13 protein-coding genes are annotated in these 18,915 nt (G+C 59.5%); all 13 read right to left on the reverse strand.

Annotated features, from left to right (window positions below; translation table 11 throughout):
- Positions 1-41 precede the first annotated feature (41 nt).
- Complete coding sequence (locus PPRO_RS19655; protein ID WP_011736572.1) at positions 42-2,093, reverse strand: PAS domain-containing sensor histidine kinase; 2,052 nt, start codon at positions 2,091-2,093, stop codon at positions 42-44.
- A 42-nt stretch (positions 2,094-2,135) separates the two neighbouring features.
- Positions 2,136-2,765 (reverse strand): sensor histidine kinase, encoded by a 630-nt coding sequence (locus PPRO_RS13465; RefSeq protein ID WP_157040020.1) that lies wholly within the window; start codon positions 2,763-2,765, stop codon positions 2,136-2,138.
- 26 nt (positions 2,766-2,791) lie between these two features.
- Positions 2,792-3,400 (reverse strand): sigma-54-dependent transcriptional regulator, encoded by a 609-nt coding sequence (locus PPRO_RS13470; RefSeq protein ID WP_049759731.1) that lies wholly within the window; start codon positions 3,398-3,400, stop codon positions 2,792-2,794.
- Positions 3,401-3,437: 37 nt separating this feature from the next.
- Positions 3,438-4,004, reverse strand: coding sequence for a response regulator (locus tag PPRO_RS13475; RefSeq protein ID WP_011736573.1), 567 nt, complete (start codon positions 4,002-4,004; stop codon positions 3,438-3,440).
- An 81-nt stretch (positions 4,005-4,085) separates the two neighbouring features.
- Positions 4,086-5,420 carry an HD domain-containing phosphohydrolase gene (locus PPRO_RS13480; RefSeq protein ID WP_011736574.1) on the reverse strand — a complete coding sequence of 445 codons (1,335 nt, stop codon included), beginning with the start codon at positions 5,418-5,420 and terminating at the stop codon, positions 4,086-4,088.
- A complete protein-coding gene (locus tag PPRO_RS13485) occupies positions 5,401-6,258 on the reverse strand; it encodes a response regulator (RefSeq protein WP_011736575.1) in 858 nt (285 codons plus the stop codon). Before PPRO_RS13485 ends, PPRO_RS13480 begins: the two co-directional genes overlap by 20 nt.
- 53 nt (positions 6,259-6,311) lie before the next feature.
- A complete protein-coding gene (locus tag PPRO_RS13490; RefSeq protein ID WP_049759732.1) occupies positions 6,312-8,015 on the reverse strand; it encodes a response regulator in 1,704 nt (567 codons plus the stop codon).
- A 12-nt stretch (positions 8,016-8,027) separates the two neighbouring features.
- On the reverse strand, positions 8,028-8,405 hold the full coding sequence (locus PPRO_RS13495; protein WP_041532335.1) for a response regulator: 378 nt from the start codon (positions 8,403-8,405) through the stop codon (positions 8,028-8,030).
- Entirely contained in the window at positions 8,402-10,927 is a 2,526-nt protein-coding gene (locus PPRO_RS20325) for an MASE1 domain-containing protein (protein WP_198138281.1), read from the reverse strand. The genes PPRO_RS13495 and PPRO_RS20325 overlap by 4 nt, the downstream gene beginning before the upstream one ends.
- 150 nt (positions 10,928-11,077) lie before the next feature.
- Entirely contained in the window at positions 11,078-11,515 is a 438-nt protein-coding gene (locus PPRO_RS13505) for a response regulator (protein ID WP_011736577.1), read from the reverse strand.
- Positions 11,515-13,245, reverse strand: a complete 1,731-nt coding sequence (locus tag PPRO_RS19660) for a sensor histidine kinase (protein ID WP_011736578.1) — start codon at positions 13,243-13,245, stop codon at positions 11,515-11,517. The genes PPRO_RS13505 and PPRO_RS19660 overlap by 1 nt, the downstream gene beginning before the upstream one ends.
- A 63-nt stretch (positions 13,246-13,308) precedes the next feature.
- On the reverse strand, positions 13,309-15,861 hold the full coding sequence (locus PPRO_RS13515) for an EAL domain-containing protein (protein ID WP_157040021.1): 2,553 nt from the start codon (positions 15,859-15,861) through the stop codon (positions 13,309-13,311).
- Positions 15,862-15,881: 20 nt separating this feature from the next.
- Complete coding sequence (locus PPRO_RS19665; RefSeq protein ID WP_011736580.1) at positions 15,882-18,764, reverse strand: GAF domain-containing protein; 2,883 nt, start codon at positions 18,762-18,764, stop codon at positions 15,882-15,884.
- Positions 18,765-18,915: the final 151 nt, after the last annotated feature.

The raw sequence follows: 18,915 nt of genomic DNA on the forward strand, positions 1-18,915 counted from the left end.
CATTTTCTTTCAGTGAAGTGGCGCCGGCGACGTTTTCCTGCTCAAACCGTTTCGGCCAGATAGCCGAGAGGAAGATGGATCGTAAAGGTAGAGCCCACGCCAACGGCGCTCTCCACTTCAATTCTGCCGCCATGCTTCTTGACGATATCGTAGCTTATGGAGAGCCCAAGCCCCGTACCCTTGCCAACCTCCTTGGTGGTGAAAAACGGCTCGAAGACCCGAGTCAGGTGCTCGGGAGCGATTCCCTTTCCGGTGTCACGAACCTGGATAACGACATCATCACCATCACGAAATGTCCTGATACCGATGACGCCGCGCTCCGTGATGGCATGCGCCGCGTTGACCAGCAGGTTCATGAACACCTGGTTAAGCTGCTGGGGATAACAGTGCAGGAGAGGGAGGTCGGGGGCGACGTCAAGCTCCACTTCGGCGACATACTTGATTTCGTTACGCACCATGTTGAGGGTGCTGGTAAGGCAATCGTTGATGCACGTCGGCTTGCATTCGGCTTCATCCACACGGGAGAAGCTCTTGAGATCCTGGACGATGCGACGCACCCGCTCCGCGCCTTCGTGAGACTCCTCCAGCAACCCCTGGATATCGCCCAGGATATAATCGATTTTCATGTTCCGTCGCAGCTCCTTTAGTTCGCCGAGGGTCTCCGAATTGCCGTCACGCTCCATGAGCCCTATCATGGCGGTCTCAAAGGCTCTTAGCTTATCCAGGTACTTTCCCAGGGTCGTGAGGTTGCTGGAGATGAAGCCCATGGGGTTGTTGATCTCGTGGGCCACGCCTGCGGCCAGCTGACCAATGGAGGCCAGTTTTTCCTGCTGATACACCGCACGCTGCGCCTCATTGAGCTCCTGGGCGGTCCGCTTCAGCTCTTCGTTCATGGCGCGGAGTTCGGTCATGTCGTTGAGTGAAATGACGTATCCGGTAACCCGCTCGTTCTCCGTTTCGGTCATGCTGTAGATATTGAGACCGTAATACCGTTTCGAGGCGGCATGAACGAGTTCGCCGCTGACACCGTTGAACGACAGGGCCTCGAACCCCGCATCGGGGAGCAAGTCGCGCCAATCTTCATTCAGCACCTCATCAAACCCCTTGCCGGTCATGTCACACAGCAGACGGTTGCAGCGCCGCACGCGGTGCAGTTCATCGGTGAGGATGACGAAATCCTTCAGGCAGTCCAGGGTTTCCTCCCACTCCCGCTTGGCCTCTTTCACCTGTTCATCCAGGAAACGCTGTTCGGTAATATCAACGAATGTGCCGACTGTCCCCCCCAACTCTCCATTGAGTAGCGAGAACGGAGCCTTCGTGACCAGTACGGAGCGGAGCTGGCCATCGCCGCGCGGCAACGTCGTCTCGTATTTGTAAGAAGAGCCGCTTTCCAGCACCCTCCGGTCGGCCTCGGTGCTCCCAACGGCATATTCCGGCGCAACGACATCGGAGATCATCTTGCCGATGATCTCTTCTTCGCTTCTTCCGAAAAATTCGGAAAATGCCCTGTTGCATCCCAAATAGGCATGACTGAGGTCCTTGTACGACACCGGATTCGGAATGGACTCCAGGATCCCCTGGAAGAAACGGCGCTGGCCGTCCATGACTTCCTGGGCCTGCTTCCGTTCGGTGATGTCCTGAATGGTCTCGACAGCGGCGACGACCGTATTGCCGTCGTCCGTGATCGGCCTCGCCTCGAAGAGGAGATAGCGTCGTTTCCCCCCCACGTCATCGTACCACCCTTCAGTCTGAAGCGTTCCGTCCGCATGGCGCACCACCTGGGGATAGGCGCGGTCGGACGCCGGGCATGCACCGTCGATGATCAGATCCGCCAGCAGCTGTTTCTGCCGGGTATGAAAGACGCTCCAGTGCAGTTTCGTGCCGGTCATCTGGAAGCTGCTCTTGCCGGTCAATTGCGCCAATGCGCTGTTCCAGAAGAGGATGGCATGGGACCTGTCGATGACGTAGAGCGGGGCAGCGATGCTCTGGATGATGCGTCCGAGAAACCGGGCCGTCACGGCCGATCGCGCGTCGGACTGGCCGGCTCTGTCGGGGACGATTATGGGAGCGCTCTGTTCATCTGTGGTAGTCATGAAGAACCTCTCCTCGTTCGTAACATTTATGATTCAAAGAAATCACTCACCCTTCCGGGCCGGAAGCCTCACCGTAAACGTGCTCCCCCTGCCCGGCTCGCTCCGCACCTGGATGGAGCCGCCATGTTTTCTGATGATGTCCTCGGAAATGCTCAGGCCGAGCCCCGTGCCTCTGCCCGGTTCCTTGGTGGTGTAGAACGGCTCGAAGATGCGGGGCAGGACATCATCGGTCATGCCGCATCCGGTATCGGCGAAGCTCACGCAGACGTCTGCCCCCTCCTGCCAGGTCTTGACGGTGATACTGCCGTACCCGTCAATGGCATGACTGGCATTTATCAGAAGATTCAGAAAGACCTGCCCCAGTTTCAGGGAAGATCTCCACACCGGTGCGGTTTCGGTAAACTCGCGTCTCAGCTCGGCCACATACTTGATCTCGTTCCAGACGATTGAAATAATACTTTCAATGATCTGGTTGACGTCAAGCGACTCGGCCGCATCCCCCTCCTTGCGCGAGAAGGTTTTCAGGTCCAGAATGATGGTTCTTACCCGCTCTATTCCCTCGCGGGACTCGCTGATAAGGTTCGGGCAATCTTCGATCACCAGATCCATTTTTTCCCTCTTCCGATGTCTGCTGAGTTCCAGAAGCTGCTCGGCAGGAAGATACTGTTCCACGAGGGACTGCAGATAGGTGATGAACTTTACCAGCCTGCCCGAATACTGGGCCAGGGACTCAAGGTGGTCCCCACATAACCGACAGGAGTATTGATCTCATGGACAATTCCGGCCATGAGCTGACCAATGGTGGCCATCTTGTCCGAAAAGACGAGCTGGGCATGCAGCTCCTGGAGCTCCCTCGTTTTTTCCGCCAATGCCTTTTCGAGCCGGGCAGCCTGTTCTTTTTCCAGTCGACATAACCGCCGGAACTGTACCCCCTTGTCTATGGCCGCCATGAGACAATCCGGATCAAATGGTTTGATGATGAAGTCGAACGCCCCCTTTTTGATAGCGGCTATTACCATGTCCAGATCGGCGTAGGCGGTCATGAGAATGACCGGAACATCAGGGTCGCGTTGCCGTATCTGCCCCAAAAGCTCAACCCCGTCCATCCCCGGCATCTTCACGTCGCTCAGCACGAGATCGCAGCAATCCTTACGGAAATAGGCCAAGGCATCGGACCCGTTGTCAAAATACCTTACCCCGTGGTCCTGGCTTTCAATGATCTTTACGGTGGTAGCGCCGACATGGATGTCATCATCGATGACCAGGATCCTGCCCGTCTCTGCTTCAACGCTCCGGCTGTTCATCATGGATGGTCCCCATCAACCCGGCACGTTCTTTCCGGAGTCATTCTTTTGCGCCTGTTTCCAGGTCGCACTCCGCAATCAGGCGCTCCACGTCTTCCTCGGAAATATCCGGCAGCACGAAGCTGCCATGACGATCCTTCTCCACACGGGAGATACCGGGATAACGCCGCTCCAGCACCTTGAATTCCAGGGCCTGACTCCGGATCGTGCTCAACAAGCGCCTGTTTTCCTCTTCCAGGTCATACTTCTCGACGGCTGAGCGGACCGCGAACCTGATCTCGAGGTCATTCCACGGTTTAGTGAAAAAACGGTAGATTCCACCCAGGTTGACCGCTTTCATGGCGGCTTCCATGGTCCCATGTCCGGTAAGCAGAATGCGAACCGTCTCCGGGGAAAGGACCCGAACCCTGGCGAGAAAATCCACCCCCTGCATGCCGGTCATTCGTTCGTCGGAAATAACGACCTTGAAAGAATGCAGCTTCATGATCTCCAAAGCCTCTTCGGCGCTGGAAGCAGTCATGATCTCATAGGGGTCGTCAAACAGTGCGCGCCTGAGTGCGGACAACACATTTTTCTCGTCATCGACCAGCAGGACCCTGGTTGTCATGGGAGATCTCCTCGATTGGTGCGACGGTGCGCACCAATGCATCACCTGCCGCGGGCTTCTTCGTCAGCCGCCCCACGGCGATCAGTCACTGGTCACCTGGACATAAATGCCATGGGGGGAGGGGGTCTTGTGGAAGTGACTGCGAATGAGCAGAATACCGGCCATATCCAGCACTGTACCACGCTGCATGAGCAGAACCCCCGCCCCACTCTCTACGTCACGGCTGATCTGCATCCCCGGAATGAGATCCTTGGGCTCCAGCTCCAGTTCGGAAGCCAGCCCGGATTTCCTTCCCTCGAAATAGATGGTCCTGGTGATTCCCTGAAACTTCGTCACCAGATGGGGGTCGAGCAGGGTCCCGCCGTGGAAGCGGGCTGTCATCAACGCAAAATCGGCGCGGTGTTTTTCCACCGATCGCGCGCTCCTCTCGATGAGATCGGCAATGGCGATCAGTCGCGCTCCCAGGGGAATCCGCTCGCCCTCCAGTCCATCGGGAAATCCCTGGCCATCGAAGGTTTCATGGTGGCTGCGTACCAGCAGAGCGACCTCCGCGAGCTCTTCGACCCTGGAGACCAACTCTTCGCCGCGAAGCGGATGCCGACGGTATTCCCGTGCCTCGCTTTCGGACATGTCCTCCATGCTTTTGTTCAATTCAGCGACCAGGGTTCCGAACTTGCCGGTATCATGGAGCAACGCGGCCAACCGGAACCGGGTTATGGTCTCGGCATCGAGCCCCATCTTGCGGGCAACATCGGCAACCAGGGTGCTTACGGTGCGGGCATGAACCGCGTTTGAGCCCCCCATGATCTCAAAAAAACCGTCGAATGCCTGAAGAACAACTGCCACCGGCTTCTTCAGGCTGAGCTCTTTCAGCGCTTGGCTCTGCTCACGAATGGTCGAGGTACTCTGCAGCAGACGTTTCTTGAGGTTTTCGGTCCACACCTCCATCTCGCTGTTCTGCTGCCTGATGACTTCATTCAGTCGACGATTCTGGGATTCATGGGTATACAGCTCAACGGCGTCATGGATGGCTTGCGCTAGCTCCTCGTTATTCCACGGCTTGGTCATGTAACGCCAGGCTCCCCCTCTGTTGATGGCGTCAACAGCAGCCGACACATCGGCATACCCGGTCAGAATGATCCGCACCGCATCCGGCCTGACAAGCCGCGCCTTTTCCAAAAACTGGGCGCCGTTCATTCCCGGCATCCGTTGATCCGATACAATTACTCCCAGGTTGGCGAGTGTAGGCAGAAGATTCAGCCCTTCCTCCCCTGAACCGGCGGTAACGACTTCCATATCCTTCTCATCCATCAAAAGACGCCGAAGCGACGTCAGTATGTACTCTTCGTCATCGACCAGCAGGACCGAAATCGGCCCCTGCCCGGCCTGATGCGTTTCATCCATATCCATAGCCATATCCGGCTCCTCCGGACGTCATAGTATCCTTCATCAGCGCAATTACGATCGCCCGCTGATCCCCCTGTTCAATCCGCGTCAGGAACGCTCGGCAGGCGCCGCTGGGCAACTCCACCGAACATGTGCACCCCGAATTGTAATCCAACTGCACAATGGATTGGACCAGATGCCGGGGGAACATGGTAGCCAGGTCACGACCGATTAGATCTTCTCGATCGACACCCAGCATCTCGGCTCCAAGGGCGTTGCACTGGACGACCATGCCGTATCCGTCCGCCCCCACGACCCCTATCGGCAGCGCGTCCACCACGCCCTGAAAACCGTGAAGGGCGCGGCTCTTCAGCAGCACTTCCTTGACACGCTCGTCCACCATGTCATTCAGATGGTCGTTGATTCTCCGCAATTCTTCGTTGGCAGCCATCAGATCCGTCACAAGTTGACGGTTTCTGGCCCGCAATTCGTAGCGTTCCAGCGCCTCGCGGACGGTACAGAGCAGGTCATCATCGTTCCACGGCTTGGCGATGAACTTGTAGATCCGCCCCAGGTTGATGGAAGCCACGATGGCGGCCAGGTCGGCATAACCGGAGAGGATCATCCGTTCCGTATCGGGCCAACGACGACAGACCTCGCTCAAGAACTCGACGCCGTGCATGCCGGACATGCGGTAGTCCGAAATAACCAACCGGAACGGACCGTGCTGTTCCAGAATCTCCAACCCATCCCCCCCGGAACCGGCGGTGAAGATCTCGTACTCTTCATCCAGAAAGAGCCGTTCCAGTGACCGGAGCACGTTCCGTTCGTCATCGACCAGAAGTATGCGGATTGGTTCGGGATCCATCTTTGTTCTCTCCCCGTCCATCGGCAATGCGCCGAGAGTTCCATCCCATGCGTTTATACCGGGACATCTCCCCCAGCCTCACCGTCCAGGACAGCCCGGACCTTCACGGCCAGCTCGGTTGGAGTCAGCGGCTTCATAAGCAGATGTTCGCCATGGTCCAGCAGCCTTCGTCCATGGACGAGATCATGGGGGTAACCGCTGGAAAATATGATTTTACAGTCGTTGCGCATTTCTCTGATCTCAGAGGCCGCCTCCCGGCCATTCTTGTTCGGCAGAATGACATCCATCAGCACCAGGTCGATCTCATGCATCTGTTCACGAAACAGGTCGACCGCCTCCTGCCCATCCCGCGCAAGCAGCACCCCGTATCCCAGTTCCGTCAGATACAGCTTCAGGTACTCCCTGATGGGCGCCTCATCGTCCACGACCAGAAGGGTCTCGCTTCCGCGTGCCATCTGCAAGGGCTTTGCGGGTAACGCGCACTCACTGCTCGCCTCCCCCTGCGCCAGCGGCAGGTATATCCTGAAGGTTGCGCCCTGTCCCGGCTCGCTGTAGACGGTAATATACCCGTCATGCTGCTGTACGATCCCGTAGATGATTGAGAGCCCCAGTCCGGTTCCCCGCCCGGTTTCCTTGGTGGTGAAAAACGGCTCGAAGATGCGCTGCCGGGTATCCCCATCCATACCGATACCGGAATCAGCCACCGTAATGGCCGCATACCACCCCGCTGTTCCATAACCGTGCGTTTTTATGAATACCTCATCCATATCCACGACATCAGTCCCGATGGAGAGTATGCCCCCCTTCGGCATGGCGTCCCGCGCATTCGTGGCCAGATTCATCAGCACCTGCTCAATATGCCCCTGGTCGGCGAAAATGGGGACGCCTCCTTCCTTAAGGGACAGCATCAGTGTAATGTCTTCGCCGATGACTCTGCGGAGGAAGGTCTCCACATTCCTGATGCTGTTGTTAAGGTCGATCAGCTCCAGCTTCAGTTCCTCTTTCCTGCTGAATGCAAGAAGGCTGCGGGTCAGGTTTTTGGCTCGCTCGACCGCGGCCAGAATCTGATCCATCCACTCCCGTTGTCGATCATCCTTGGCTAATTTCATCTGAACCAGGTACGCATATCCGACAACAACCGTCAGAATGTTGTTGAAATCATGGGCGATCCCCGTTGAAAACCGGCCGATTGCCTCCATCTTCTGCGCCTGGCGCAGCTGTTCCTCGGTGCGCTTCTGCTCGGCTATTTTCTGCTCCAGCTCCCTGTTGGTCTGCTCCAGTTCGGCCATCTTCTGTTCCAGCTTGTGGAACAGCACCTCACTGTACTCCTTGAGCAGCCCTTCGCCCCCGTGGGATTCTTCCGTGGAGGAATGCCTCCCCCCGTCACGGGAAGCGGTCAGCACATCCTGAAGGAGAGACAGCAGAGCCTCCGGTTCCTGGGGCTTGATCACAAACCGGTCAGCCCCCAGGCTCAGCGCCAACTCCTGATCCTTCTTCTCCGTATAGGTGGCGGTATAGAAAATGAACGGTATGCGCCTGAGACGGTCGTCGGACTTGCATTCCCGGCAAAATGTGTAGCCGTCCATCACCGGCATGAGGATGTCGGACACGATCAGGTCCGGCGGATCGCTGCGGGCAGACTCAAGCGCTTCGGCACCGTTGCCGGCGGAACGCACCGCAAACCCGTTCCCCCTCAGCAGCACCTCCAGAAAATAGCGGTTTTCGGCAATGTCGTCGACGATCAGAACGCTGTGCATGAGCTCGTGACCTCACTCTTCCCGGCAGGCTAGATGCTGCTCCACCTGCCGCATGAAGGTATCGGGATTAATCGGTTTTTCGATATAGCCGTTGCATCCCGCGCTGAGCGCCTTGTCCCGGTCGCCGGCCATGGCGTAGGAGGTGACCGCCACGATGGGAATCCCGGCCAGATCGGGATTGGCGCGCAGTTTCCGGGCAACGCTATAGCCATCCATGTGGGGAAGCTGGATATCCAGCAGGATCAGGTCCGGTCGCAGTTGAGCGGCGCTGTCGATTCCCTCCTGTCCATCCATGGCCGCGCTCACCTCATAGCCATGCTTTTCCATGAGAAACTTTACCAGATACAGGTTCTGCTCGTTGTCTTCGATATAGAGAATCTTTTTTTTCATACGGGATTCCTTTCAAGGGGAAGCGTGAAGGCAAAAGTGCTCCCCTTCCCCGGACTGCTTTCGACCCGGATCTCGCCCCCCATCAACTCCACCAGTTTCTTGCTGATGGAGAGCCCCAGGCCGGTCCCTTCGTATTTGCGGCTCAGGCCGGTGTCGACCTGATGGAATGGTTTGAACAGACGCTCCAGCTCCTCGTCCTTGATGCCGATGCCGCTGTCGCGTACGCTGGTCAGGAAGGCGTCTCCTTCACGGCCGCAGCTGACGCGGACGCCTCCCTGCTCCGTGAACTTGAGCGCGTTGCTGAGCAGGTTGAGCAGAACCTGCTCCACCCGGCGCGCATCTCCGCTGATGTTCCCCACCTGTTCCGCCAGGTCGCAGGAGAGATCGAGTCCCTTCTTCTCCGCCAGGGGGCGCACGCTCTGGACAACCTTGAGAATCGACTCGCGGAGGTCGAACGGCTCATGCTCCACCTTCAGCTGTCCCGCCTCGATCTTGGAGATGTCCAGCACGTCGCTGATCAGGGAGAGCAGGTGATTGGCGCTGTTTTTTACCATGCCGAGCTGCTTGGCCTGTTCGTCGTTGATCGGGCCGCTCAATCCCTGCAGCAGTATGCCGGTGAAACCGATGATCGAGTTGAGCGGGGTGCGCAGCTCATGGGACATGGTGGCAAGAAAGGCCGATTTCAAATGGTCGGCGGATTCGGCCCTCTCCTTGGCCCATGCCAGTTCGTCCAGCGTCCGCCGCAACGCTTGCTCCGTATGCACCAACTGGGTGATGTCGATACCGATGGAGAGGATTTCCGCGACAGAGCCGTCAGGTGCGAGGATTGGCTTGTTGGTCCAGGCAACCCAGACCAGTTCCCCGTTCTTGCGCAGATTCTCGTTAATATTGTGGGCGTACGCTTCCGGATGGGAAACGATATCCGTTGCCAGGGATGTGAGCTCGTGGCCGGTGGAATCCGCGGGAGGAATCAGCGTGCCGATGATGCTGCGCCCCAGGACCTCCTCTTCACGATACCCGAAAAAGGACTGGGCGAAGCGGTTGAAGAAGATGATCCTCCCATCCGGCAGCCAACGCAGGATGACGCAGTTGGCGCTCTCCACGAGATCCCGATACTGCGCCTCGCGTTCGATGAGGATCCGCTCGGCCCTGTTACGCTCTTCGATCTCCCTCGTCAGCCGTTCATTGGCATCCTGAAGCTCCGACGTCCTCGCCCTGACCAGGTTTTCCAGGTTTTCCTGATAGACCCGCAGGCTGTCTTCGGCACGCTTGCGTTCGGTGATGTCCTCCACGAAACCTTCCAGATCCGCCTCGTTCTCCGTGGCGCCGCGCAACAGCCGCATATACAGGTTGGCGATGAATTCCGAACCATCCCTGCGGCGGTAGGCGATCTCCTCCCTGACATAGGTCAGTGAGTCGCGCGCACGGGCTATGATGGCGTTCCTCTGGTCGGGACAGATGAAGAGCTGGCGTGAAATATCCCGCGCGTCCATGATCATCTCCCGGGGAGACGAGTAGCGGAACATGGTGGCAAGGGTCCCGTTGACACTGGTGAATCTGCCCTCAATGCTGGACTGGAATATGCCGATGGGCGCTTTCTCGAAGATGTTCCTGAATTTTTCCTCCGAGGCGCGCAGCGCCTCCTCCACCAGATTGCGGGCATTGACAAGCGTCGACAGAAGCAGGGTGGATATGGATGCCACACCCAGATAGGATTGAAGAAAAAGAAGTGAATAATTCAGGTTAGTAACGCTGAAGGGACCGAGCCCCGTAACGGTCCATGCCAGGAAACTCAGCATAACCAAGGTGACGGTAACGGCGGTTTCGAACTGTCCGAAGCGAAGGGCTGTCCAGAACAGAATGAGAAAAATCAGGTATCCCACCGGGATGTTCAACAGGAACACAACCGCTTCGACGAGCACGAGAAGAGCGAGAAGAGCTACAGCCTCCCCTATCCTCTTCTTGTCCCGGAGAAGAGAGCAGCGTTTTTCCCAGGTGAGGAACAGCGGGGCAAAGATGAGAACACCGACCGCGTCCCCCAACCACCAGGTCAGCCAGATCTGGCCGTAACGCAGCCAATGGCCACTGTAGAGGGAGAAGCTGACGGTTCCAATGGTCGCGCTGATCAGCGGACTTGCCACTGCGGCCAGGAGAATAAAACGAACTGCATCAGGAGTGCTGTCGAAGGGAGAGGTGGCGGGTATGAAGCGACGAACGAGATACGCGCCGCACAGGGCTGCCAGGGCATTTCCGGTTGCTGTGCCCATTGCCGCCACAAAAGCAGGCATCGATGGAGAAAAACCGGGGGAGAGCACGAAAAGGTTGGCCAGGAAAGCTCCGAGAAAAACGCCGGGCCAGACGCGATGGCCTAAAAGAAGAAAAGCAGCCAGGGCAATGCCGGCCGGCGGCCACACTGCCGTGGCATTTGTCTGCTCAAAGGCGAGCAGAAAACCGAGCAGCGCCGTTACCAGATAGGCAAGGGCAACGCCAAGGCTCTGAATCGGGGTAACGCGCACATTCACGGTCGATCCCTGGCGCCCCCTGGATGGGCGCTGGCATTTGGCTGGAGCAGGCATGGGAAACCCTATAACAGACTAATGTTTGTTGCAACCAAAATTCGGCACAGGGGGGCCGCTTGCTCGCTCCGGATCCCCGATCCCGTGGTGCTGGAATCAGGTCGGCTGTTTGTTCCACCCCAGCCAGTAATCGCCCAGCGCCCCGATCATCCTGACGAATTCGTCCAGGTCCAGCGGCTTGACCAGGTAGCTATTGGCATGGTTTTCGGAGGCTCTGAGCATGTCCTTATCGGCATCCGATGTACTCAGAACCACCACCGGAATCGAAGCCAGCCTCGGCTCGGCCTTGATGTTCCCGAGCAACTCCAGGCCGTCGACCTTGGGAAGCCGCAGGTCCAGCAGAATCAGGTGCGGTCGGGGATGCGGCAGGCGGCTCCATTGCCCCTGGCCGCCCAGATACTCCAGGGCTGCCTGACCGTCACATACATGTTCCAGCCGGTTGGCGACGCGAAACCCCTCCAGACTGCGCCTGACGATCTCGGCATGGGCCTGGTCATCCTCAACCAGCAGAATGACGAAGGGGTCATCCCGCATCACTGTTCTCCTTCAGGCAAGAGCGCTCCCGGCAGGGTAAAGCTGAAGCATGAACCGCTCCCCCTGCCCGGCGAATCCACCCAGATCCTGCCGTTGTATTTTTCCACGATCCGCTTGACCATGGCCAATCCCAACCCAACACCGACACTCTGCTGATCCAGCTTGTCGAACATGCCGAATACCCTACCCTGATACTCCGGAGCAATGCCGATGCCGTTATCCCTGACAAAGAAGATAACCTCTCCCTCCTGACGCGCAATGCCCAGTTCGATCAGGGGGGCCGGCTGGTCGCCCATGTACTTGACGGCATTGTCCAAAAGGTTCTGCCAGATCTGGACCAGCCGTGGCCGATCACCCATCAACGGCTGATCCACGTCCGCCACGCGCACCCCCACCCTCTGGTCGACGATGTGCCCCGCCAGCAGCGACAACGACTCACTGGCCAGTTCCCGGAACGTCATCCGCTGCGCCGGATTCTCCCGCCGGCCGATGCGCGACAGTTCCAGAAGTTCCACGAGCAGTTCTTCCATCTTGTCGGCGGCGGTATGGATGAAATGCAGATCCTGCCCGATCCTCTTGGAATCAACGGCCTCCATGTCCTGCTCCAGATACCCCAGAAAACTCTTGATGGTCACCAGCGGGCCGCGCAGGTCATGGGAAACCGTGTAGATGAACTGTTCGATCTCGTCGTTCTTGCACCTGAGCATCTCGTCAGCCAGGTAGCGATTATGTACGTCCAGACAGGAGCCGATGTAGCCACAAAAAGCCCCCGAGGCGTCATGGCGTGGGTGCCCCTGGTCCAGGAGCCAGCGATAGTCGCCACCGTGGTGGAGCTGACGGTATTCCATGGAAAAGGGACGACGTGCCTCGAAGGCTTCCCGGTAGGTGCCGAGACAGCGGTCGGCATCATCGGGGTGAACCCTCTCGGCCCAGCCATCGCCCAGTTCCTGCTCCAGGGGGCGGCCGGTGAAGGAGAGCCAGGTTTCGTTGAACCAGGTACACTTGCCGTCTGGCCCGGACATCCAGAGCATGGCCGGCGAGCTGTTGGCAATCATATCGAAGAGTTCCCGCGACTCCCGCAGCTCTCCCAGCATCTTTTCCAGCTTCACCAGGATCACCGCCAGCCCCCAGCCGGCAACTCCCACCAGCGACAGCAGGGCGGTGAAAGCCACGTTGGCGTTGCCCTGGAGAGGTTCACGACTGAACATGCTCGACAGCTGCATGGCGACGGTCAGCACCTGGAACAGCAGGTTGAGCAGCAATGTGGCCAGCGCCACCCTTTCCATGCCGGTACATCGTTTCCCCCCCGTGACCAGCGAGAACATGGCGCCGGTCAGCCAGAACGCCATGAAGGAGCGCATGACGACCACGCGCCATGCCATATCCGGCCTCACCAGGGCAAACCAGGAAAAGAGCGCGCTGAACAGGAGCAGCGACGCGGCGATGACGAGGCGGGGCGCTTTGCTCCCGCGATGGAGCGATGTCCCCCACCAGATGAGGCAGAAGAAGAAGGCGAACAGCAGGTTGCCGACGATCAGGGAGAAGAAGAGCGGAATGACATCCCGGAGACCGACCAGAAAACTTCCCAGGCCACAGCTCAGCATGCCGATTGCCCAGAGCAGCATGGGCCGTCCGGGGGAGAAGAAGCGCCAGATCAGCAGCATGGCGATGCCGAATGAGCAGCAAAGTACTCCCAGCGCTATCAGCATGGTGATGGTATCGAGCAACATGGGTAAGCACCTCTCCACGAATCAGGGCCTTTAGGGCAGAGCGGGACGCATCTTACCGGTTGCTCATTCTGCTCCATCCCTGGCAGCGGGGCAGCGGGGAGATTCCAGTGTGGCTTCCCGCGGGGAGCGGAGATTGGTCTCGTACCAGCGGAACGAATCCTGGATCTGGCCGCGCAGCAGCTCATCGCTCCACGACTCCAGCAGGAAGCTGTAGGGCTGATCACAATTCCGCGAGTCGCTGTCCGCCTCCCGCTCGGCCTGGCCCGCGATGACCACACGGACCGTATCGGGGTGCAGCACCCTGACCCGGTCGAAAAACTCACTGCCACTGATCCTGGCCATGCGCTGGTCGGAGAGCACCACCTGTACGTTCTCCCTTGCCAGCAGTTCCAGCCCCTCGAAGGCATCGCTGGCGGTGAGAATGCGGTAGCCGTCGCCGCCCAGTGCCCGCTGCAGGGAGTCGAGGGTGTGCGGCTCGTCATGGACGATCAGCAGCGTGCGCCCTCCCCCCTGCTCTGCCGCCGAAAGGCAGGAAAAGCCGGCATCCCGGCGCACCAGAGCAGCATATTCCGACGCCGGAAGCGGACGGCTGAGCAGGTATCCCTGGATCTCGTCGCACCCCTGTTTGCGCAGGTAGGCCAGCTGGGCCTCGGTCTCCACCCCCTCGGCAATGGCCTTCAGTCGCATGCGGTGCGCCATGGCGATGATGGAGGTGGCGATGGTGGCGGAGTTGGGATCGGTAACGATCTGTTTGATGAAGGAGCGGTCGATCTTCAGGTGGTTGATGGGGAAGTGGCTTAAGTGGGCAAAACTGGAGTAGCCGGTGCCGAAATCGTCCAGACTGAGGCGAACACCGATAGCCGTCAGCTCCTCCATGACCGCTACGACCTGGGCGTGATCGGCCATGACCATGCTCTCGGTCATCTCCAGCTCCAGCAGATGGGGGTCGAGACCGGTTTCCCCGAGAACCTCCCGCACCAGCCCCGGCAGGTCCCCCGTGCGGAACTGCCGGGCCGAGAGGTTGACCGCCACGTTCGCTATGGGCACCCCCTCGGCCTGCCATGCTCGAACCTGACGGCAGGCCTCCTTCAGCACCCAGGTGCCGATGGGAACGATCAGTCCGGTCTCCTCGGCCAGGGGGATGAAGTCGGCCGGCGCCACCACTCCCCGCCGGGGATGCAGCCAGCGGATCAGGGCCTCGCAGCCGCTGATGCGACCGCTGGCCAGATCCACCTTGGGCTGATAGTACAGGGTGAATTCCCCCCGCTCCAGCGCCAGGCGCAGGGCGCTTTCGATCTCCATGGTTTCCATGGCCCGCTGGTTCATCTCCGGCGCGTAAAACGAGAAAACCCCTCCCCCTTCCTGTTTGGCACGGTACATGGCTATATCGGCATTGCGTATCAGGGTGGAGCCGTCACCGCTGTCCTTGGGGTAGAGGCTGATGCCCAGGCTGGCGCTCATGACGATCTCCCGCCCCTCTATCCGGTGGGGGACCGCCAGTTCGTGCAGAATCCGGGACGCAAGCAGCCCCACGTCGTCGGGCTCGGTCACTTCCGCCAGGAGCAGGACGAACTCGTCGCCTCCCAGTCGGGCCACGGTATCCGTATCGCGCACGACCCGATCCAGGCGCTGGGCAACAGCGCTGAGCAGCCTGTCGCCGAAGGAATGCCCGAGGCTGTCGTTGATGATCTTGAAACGGTCCAGGTCCAAGAGCAGCACGGCAACGATGCGGCCGGAACGTTTGGCATAGTGCAGTGACTGTTCAAGCCGGTCATGAAAAAGCGCCCGATTGGCCAGCCCGGTCAGTTCGTCGTGGGTGGCCAGGTACTCCAGCTGTTCTTCGTTGATCTTGCGCTCGCTTATGTCGATGTCCAAACCGTATAGTTCAGGGGCTTCCCCCGGCCTGCGCACAACGGCATGACATGAGAGCACCGTTATGCGCGACCCATCCCTGCGCAGCAGACACTGCTCGGAGGGAGGATCCGCCCGCCCCGTTTCCGCCATGCGGAGCATGCGCCGTTTTTCCTCCGCGCGCATCCCCTCGGGGATGACCAGGTCCAGCAGGTTGCGGCCGATGGCCTCCCCGGCGCTATAGCCGTAGAACAGTTCGGAAGCCAGGTTCCAGTAACGCACCGTGCCGTCGACACCGTAGCCCTTGAAGGCGATGGAGGGTATTTCCTGCAGGATTCGGCGGAAGCGGCTCTCGCTTTCGCACAGGGACAGTTCGGCCTGGCGGTGCTTCCGGAGCAGGTTCCACTCGCGCAATGCCCGTTCAACGGTTTGGGGCATGCATGCGAAGGCCTGGGCCGATTTGACGATGTAATCCAGGGCGCCGGCCTTCATGGCAGCCACGGCCATCTCCTCGTTGCCATGGGCAGTCATGATCAGAAGGGGAAAGGCTCCCTCCTCCGCGGGACAGGTCAGGGCCTCCAGGGCACTGCCGTCGGGCAGGTTCAGATCGATCAGCACGATGTCGGGAGGATCGCTCGCCAGGCCGGCCCGATACTCGGCCAGCGTGGCGCAAATGCTGACCCTCGCATCGGGAAGCGCGGCTCCGAACGAACGGGAGATAGCCTCGGCATGGGCACGTTCATCCTCAACAATACGTATCTTCATCGTTTTCTCGTTCGCCCCCTTCACTCCCCACTCCTGCCCAAGGCCTTGGGCAGGGTGAACCGGAAACTGGAACCGTTTCCCTCTCCCTCCGATTCCACCCAGATCCTTCCGCCGTACATCTCAACGATCCGCTTGACCAGCGCCAGCCCCAGGCCGCTCCCCTCGCTGGCCACATCCAGCTTATTGAACATACCGAAGATGTTTTCCCGGTAGCGCTGGTCGATTCCCATGCCGTTGTCGCGAACGAAAAGGACGGTCTCCCCCGCCATCTGTTCCGCACCGATCCCGATGAACGGGTCAGCCTGATCCCCCATATACTTGACGGCGTTTTCCACCAGATTCTGGAAGACCTCCACCAACCGGGAGCGGTCGCCGAAGAGCATGATCCGGTTCACGGGGACATCAACCCGTACCCTCCGCCTGCTGATGGGACCGGCAACCAGTTGCAGCGCCTCCTGGACCAGGTCCTGAAAATCGACCCACACCGGGTTGCTGATCACCCAACCTACCCGCAGGAATTCCAGCAGTTCGCCCAGCAGGAACCCCATCTTGTCGGCGGCGGTGCGGATATAGCCAATGTCCTTTCCGATTCGTTCCTGGTCGCCGTTTTTCATATCCGCTTCCAGGTACCCCAAAAAGGCGCTGATGGTTACCACCGGGCTCTTCAGGTCGTGGGAGACGGTGTAGGTGAAGCGCTCCAACTCGGCATTCCTCTGCCTCAGCTCATCCTCGGAACGTTTCCGTTCCGCCACCTTCCAGACTGCGTCCATCAGCAGCGAAAACTGCGTCACATCCGAATCGTCGTACTCTGTTTCCTTGTTTGCCACCCCGGCAACCGCCACGATGCTTCCCTGGTCGATGACCGGCACGGTCAGGAATCGGGTCAGCGCCACATGCCCCTCCGGATAGCCCGTCTTGAGCGGGTTGGGCGCACTGAAGTCATTGATGACGATCGCTGTGCGCTGACGGACCACCTCTCCCCAGATGCCGGTATTCTCCAGAGGGCACTGTTCCTGGAAGTCCACTAACGCGCAGTCAGGCATGACATTGCCCGACCATGAACAGAGGGTGAACAGCCTCTTCCGCTCGTTGTAATAGAATATGTAGCCATAGCGGCTCCCTGTCAAACCGAGCATCTCGGCCAGGGCATAATCCAGTATGCTTTCGATGCTGTCGCCCTGATACTGCAGGACATTAACCAGACACTGCAGACGCTCCCTGTGCCGCCTGGCATCCCGTTCCGACTGCCGGTAAAAATCAAGATTGCGTTTTTTCCAGACAAAGGCCGCGACGCCAACGGCGCTGACCAGGAGGGCAGCGATCAGTGCCACCGTTATCCGCACCCTCTCCCTGAGCGGGCCGTACACCTCATGGGAATCGATGCGGGACACCAGATGCCAGGGGGAATCGGGTATGGCCCGCAGGCTGGCCAGCACCGGTTCGCCGCGATAATCGACTCCCTTCACCAGTCCGGTTCGCCCCGTGACAGCCATGACCGCGGGAACCTCCCCCCTGTCCATGGGAATGCGCAGTCGCAGGGCCGACTCTTTATTGAAACGCACGTCGTTCAGGAACAGGACATGGTTCCCCTCCCGCCGCACCAGCAGACTCTCGGCGGTAGTGCTCACCGTGGGCCAGACCCGGACAAAGGGAAACAGGTATTGCTCCGGATCTATGCGCAAGGCAAGAACGGCCACCTTCCTTCTCTGATTCAGCGCATCGAAGAGCGGCACCACGACGCCCATGGAAATCTTCCCGTTCAGGCGGTCGCGGTACAGGTCAACAAAACCGATATTGGCGGAACGCAGGGCCTGGGCGGCGCCTTCGATCAGTGGGCCGGGGGGTGGATCCTTGTCAGGAGAGTAGCCAAGCCTGTCACGACCCTCACCGTCCAGAAGATACAGGCCGTCATAGTTGCGGTTTGCCCGGACACTTGCCAGCCAGGCGTGCAGCGCATGCTCCCCCCTGCCCCGCGGTGATGCGCGCAGGTACGACTCAACGATGGCGCTGAAGGCCCGGTTCTGGTGGAAGAAGCTGGCATCGATGCGCCGTTCCTCTCGCCAGTGCGCGATCTCACCGCTCTTCAAGTCCGCAATGGCGGAGAGGCGCCCCTGAACCTCCCGCAGGCGCTCGCTCTCCATGTTTCGGTGATAGAAAAAACCGGCGCCCAGGAGCCCAGGAACCAACAGGACGAAACCCGCCATCAGCGCCAGGGTCGAACGTCGCGTCCCACCATCGGGAAGCAGGGCATCAGGCCATGCTGCGGGCAGGGAGAGGACGAGAAACGCCGACCAGAGCGCCATGAAGGCCAGGCAGGTCGTTGCCGACGGAGGAAACAGGAGCCCGTCGTAAAACATGGGGGTGCCCAGAAGATACGCCAGGAGAAGCATGAAATAGCCGGCAAGAAAGAGAAGTGCGACCCAAAACGACATCCTGGCACGGCGTTTCCCCTGGGAAGCGGCGGGCAGCAAAACCGAGAAGGCGCAACCGGCCACAAGAAAACTGATGGCGGTGATGGGCGACATGTTGTCCAGAGGCGTCTGGGTGACGCCCACAGGCGGGCGGGCGGCAGGGAGTTGAAAACCGGAATACCAACCATGGGGAAAACAGAGCGAAAGCAGGGCTACCAATGCCCCACAGAGCAGCATGGCGGCCAGACAGACCCGCGCCACACGGTGCTCCCGCCCCTGGCCGGCGATGAGGAAAGCGGCGCCTGCGTACAGAAGGGACGCAAGAACCGTACTGGGGGCCATGAGGATCAGGGGGTGCCCCTGGCTGGGAACGCGGGGGATGCCCAGCTCCAGCGCCAGCCAAACCATGAGGGCGACAGCGGCCGCAGCCGAGCAGCAGATCCGCGCCACTGTCCGGTAGCGCTCACTATCGTTCTTCAACTTCTCGGGCATCGGTTTCTCGCTTCCGTTGGCGCCGGGGAAGATCGCGGAGTTTCAGCGGCAGGGTGAGCGGAGCGAGTAGCCTCTCCTCACAAGCCGATACATAACAATACACTAAGAAAACTCGACTACAAGCAGGCCGGACCTGGACGCGAGGGGACTG

The organism is Pelobacter propionicus DSM 2379, from assembly GCF_000015045.1.
GTDB classification, from domain to species: domain Bacteria; phylum Desulfobacterota; class Desulfuromonadia; order Geobacterales; family Pseudopelobacteraceae; genus Pseudopelobacter; species Pseudopelobacter propionicus.

What these genes read in the sequence shown, in the direction of transcription:
- PPRO_RS19660 (WP_011736578.1), bottom strand. Translation starts at nt 13,245, where the DNA reads ATGTTGCTCGATACCATCACCATGCTGATAGCGCTGGGAGTACTTTGC.
- PPRO_RS13470 (WP_049759731.1), bottom strand. Translation starts at nt 3,400, where the DNA reads ATGATGAACAGCCGGAGCGTTGAAGCAGAGACGGGCAGGATCCTGGTC.
- PPRO_RS13490 (WP_049759732.1), bottom strand. Translation starts at nt 8,015, where the DNA reads ATGCACAGCGTTCTGATCGTCGACGACATTGCCGAAAACCGCTATTTT.
- PPRO_RS19655 (WP_011736572.1), bottom strand. Translation starts at nt 2,093, where the DNA reads ATGACTACCACAGATGAACAGAGCGCTCCCATAATCGTCCCCGACAGA.
- PPRO_RS13475 (WP_011736573.1), bottom strand. Translation starts at nt 4,004, where the DNA reads ATGACAACCAGGGTCCTGCTGGTCGATGACGAGAAAAATGTGTTGTCC.
- PPRO_RS13480 (WP_011736574.1), bottom strand. Translation starts at nt 5,420, where the DNA reads ATGGCTATGGATATGGATGAAACGCATCAGGCCGGGCAGGGGCCGATT.
- PPRO_RS13515 (WP_157040021.1), bottom strand. Translation starts at nt 15,861, where the DNA reads ATGAAGATACGTATTGTTGAGGATGAACGTGCCCATGCCGAGGCTATC.
- PPRO_RS19665 (WP_011736580.1), bottom strand. Translation starts at nt 18,764, where the DNA reads ATGCCCGAGAAGTTGAAGAACGATAGTGAGCGCTACCGGACAGTGGCG.
- PPRO_RS13505 (WP_011736577.1), bottom strand. Translation starts at nt 11,515, where the DNA reads ATGCGGGATGACCCCTTCGTCATTCTGCTGGTTGAGGATGACCAGGCC.
- PPRO_RS13495 (WP_041532335.1), bottom strand. Translation starts at nt 8,405, where the DNA reads ATGAAAAAAAAGATTCTCTATATCGAAGACAACGAGCAGAACCTGTAT.
- PPRO_RS13485 (WP_011736575.1), bottom strand. Translation starts at nt 6,258, where the DNA reads ATGGATCCCGAACCAATCCGCATACTTCTGGTCGATGACGAACGGAAC.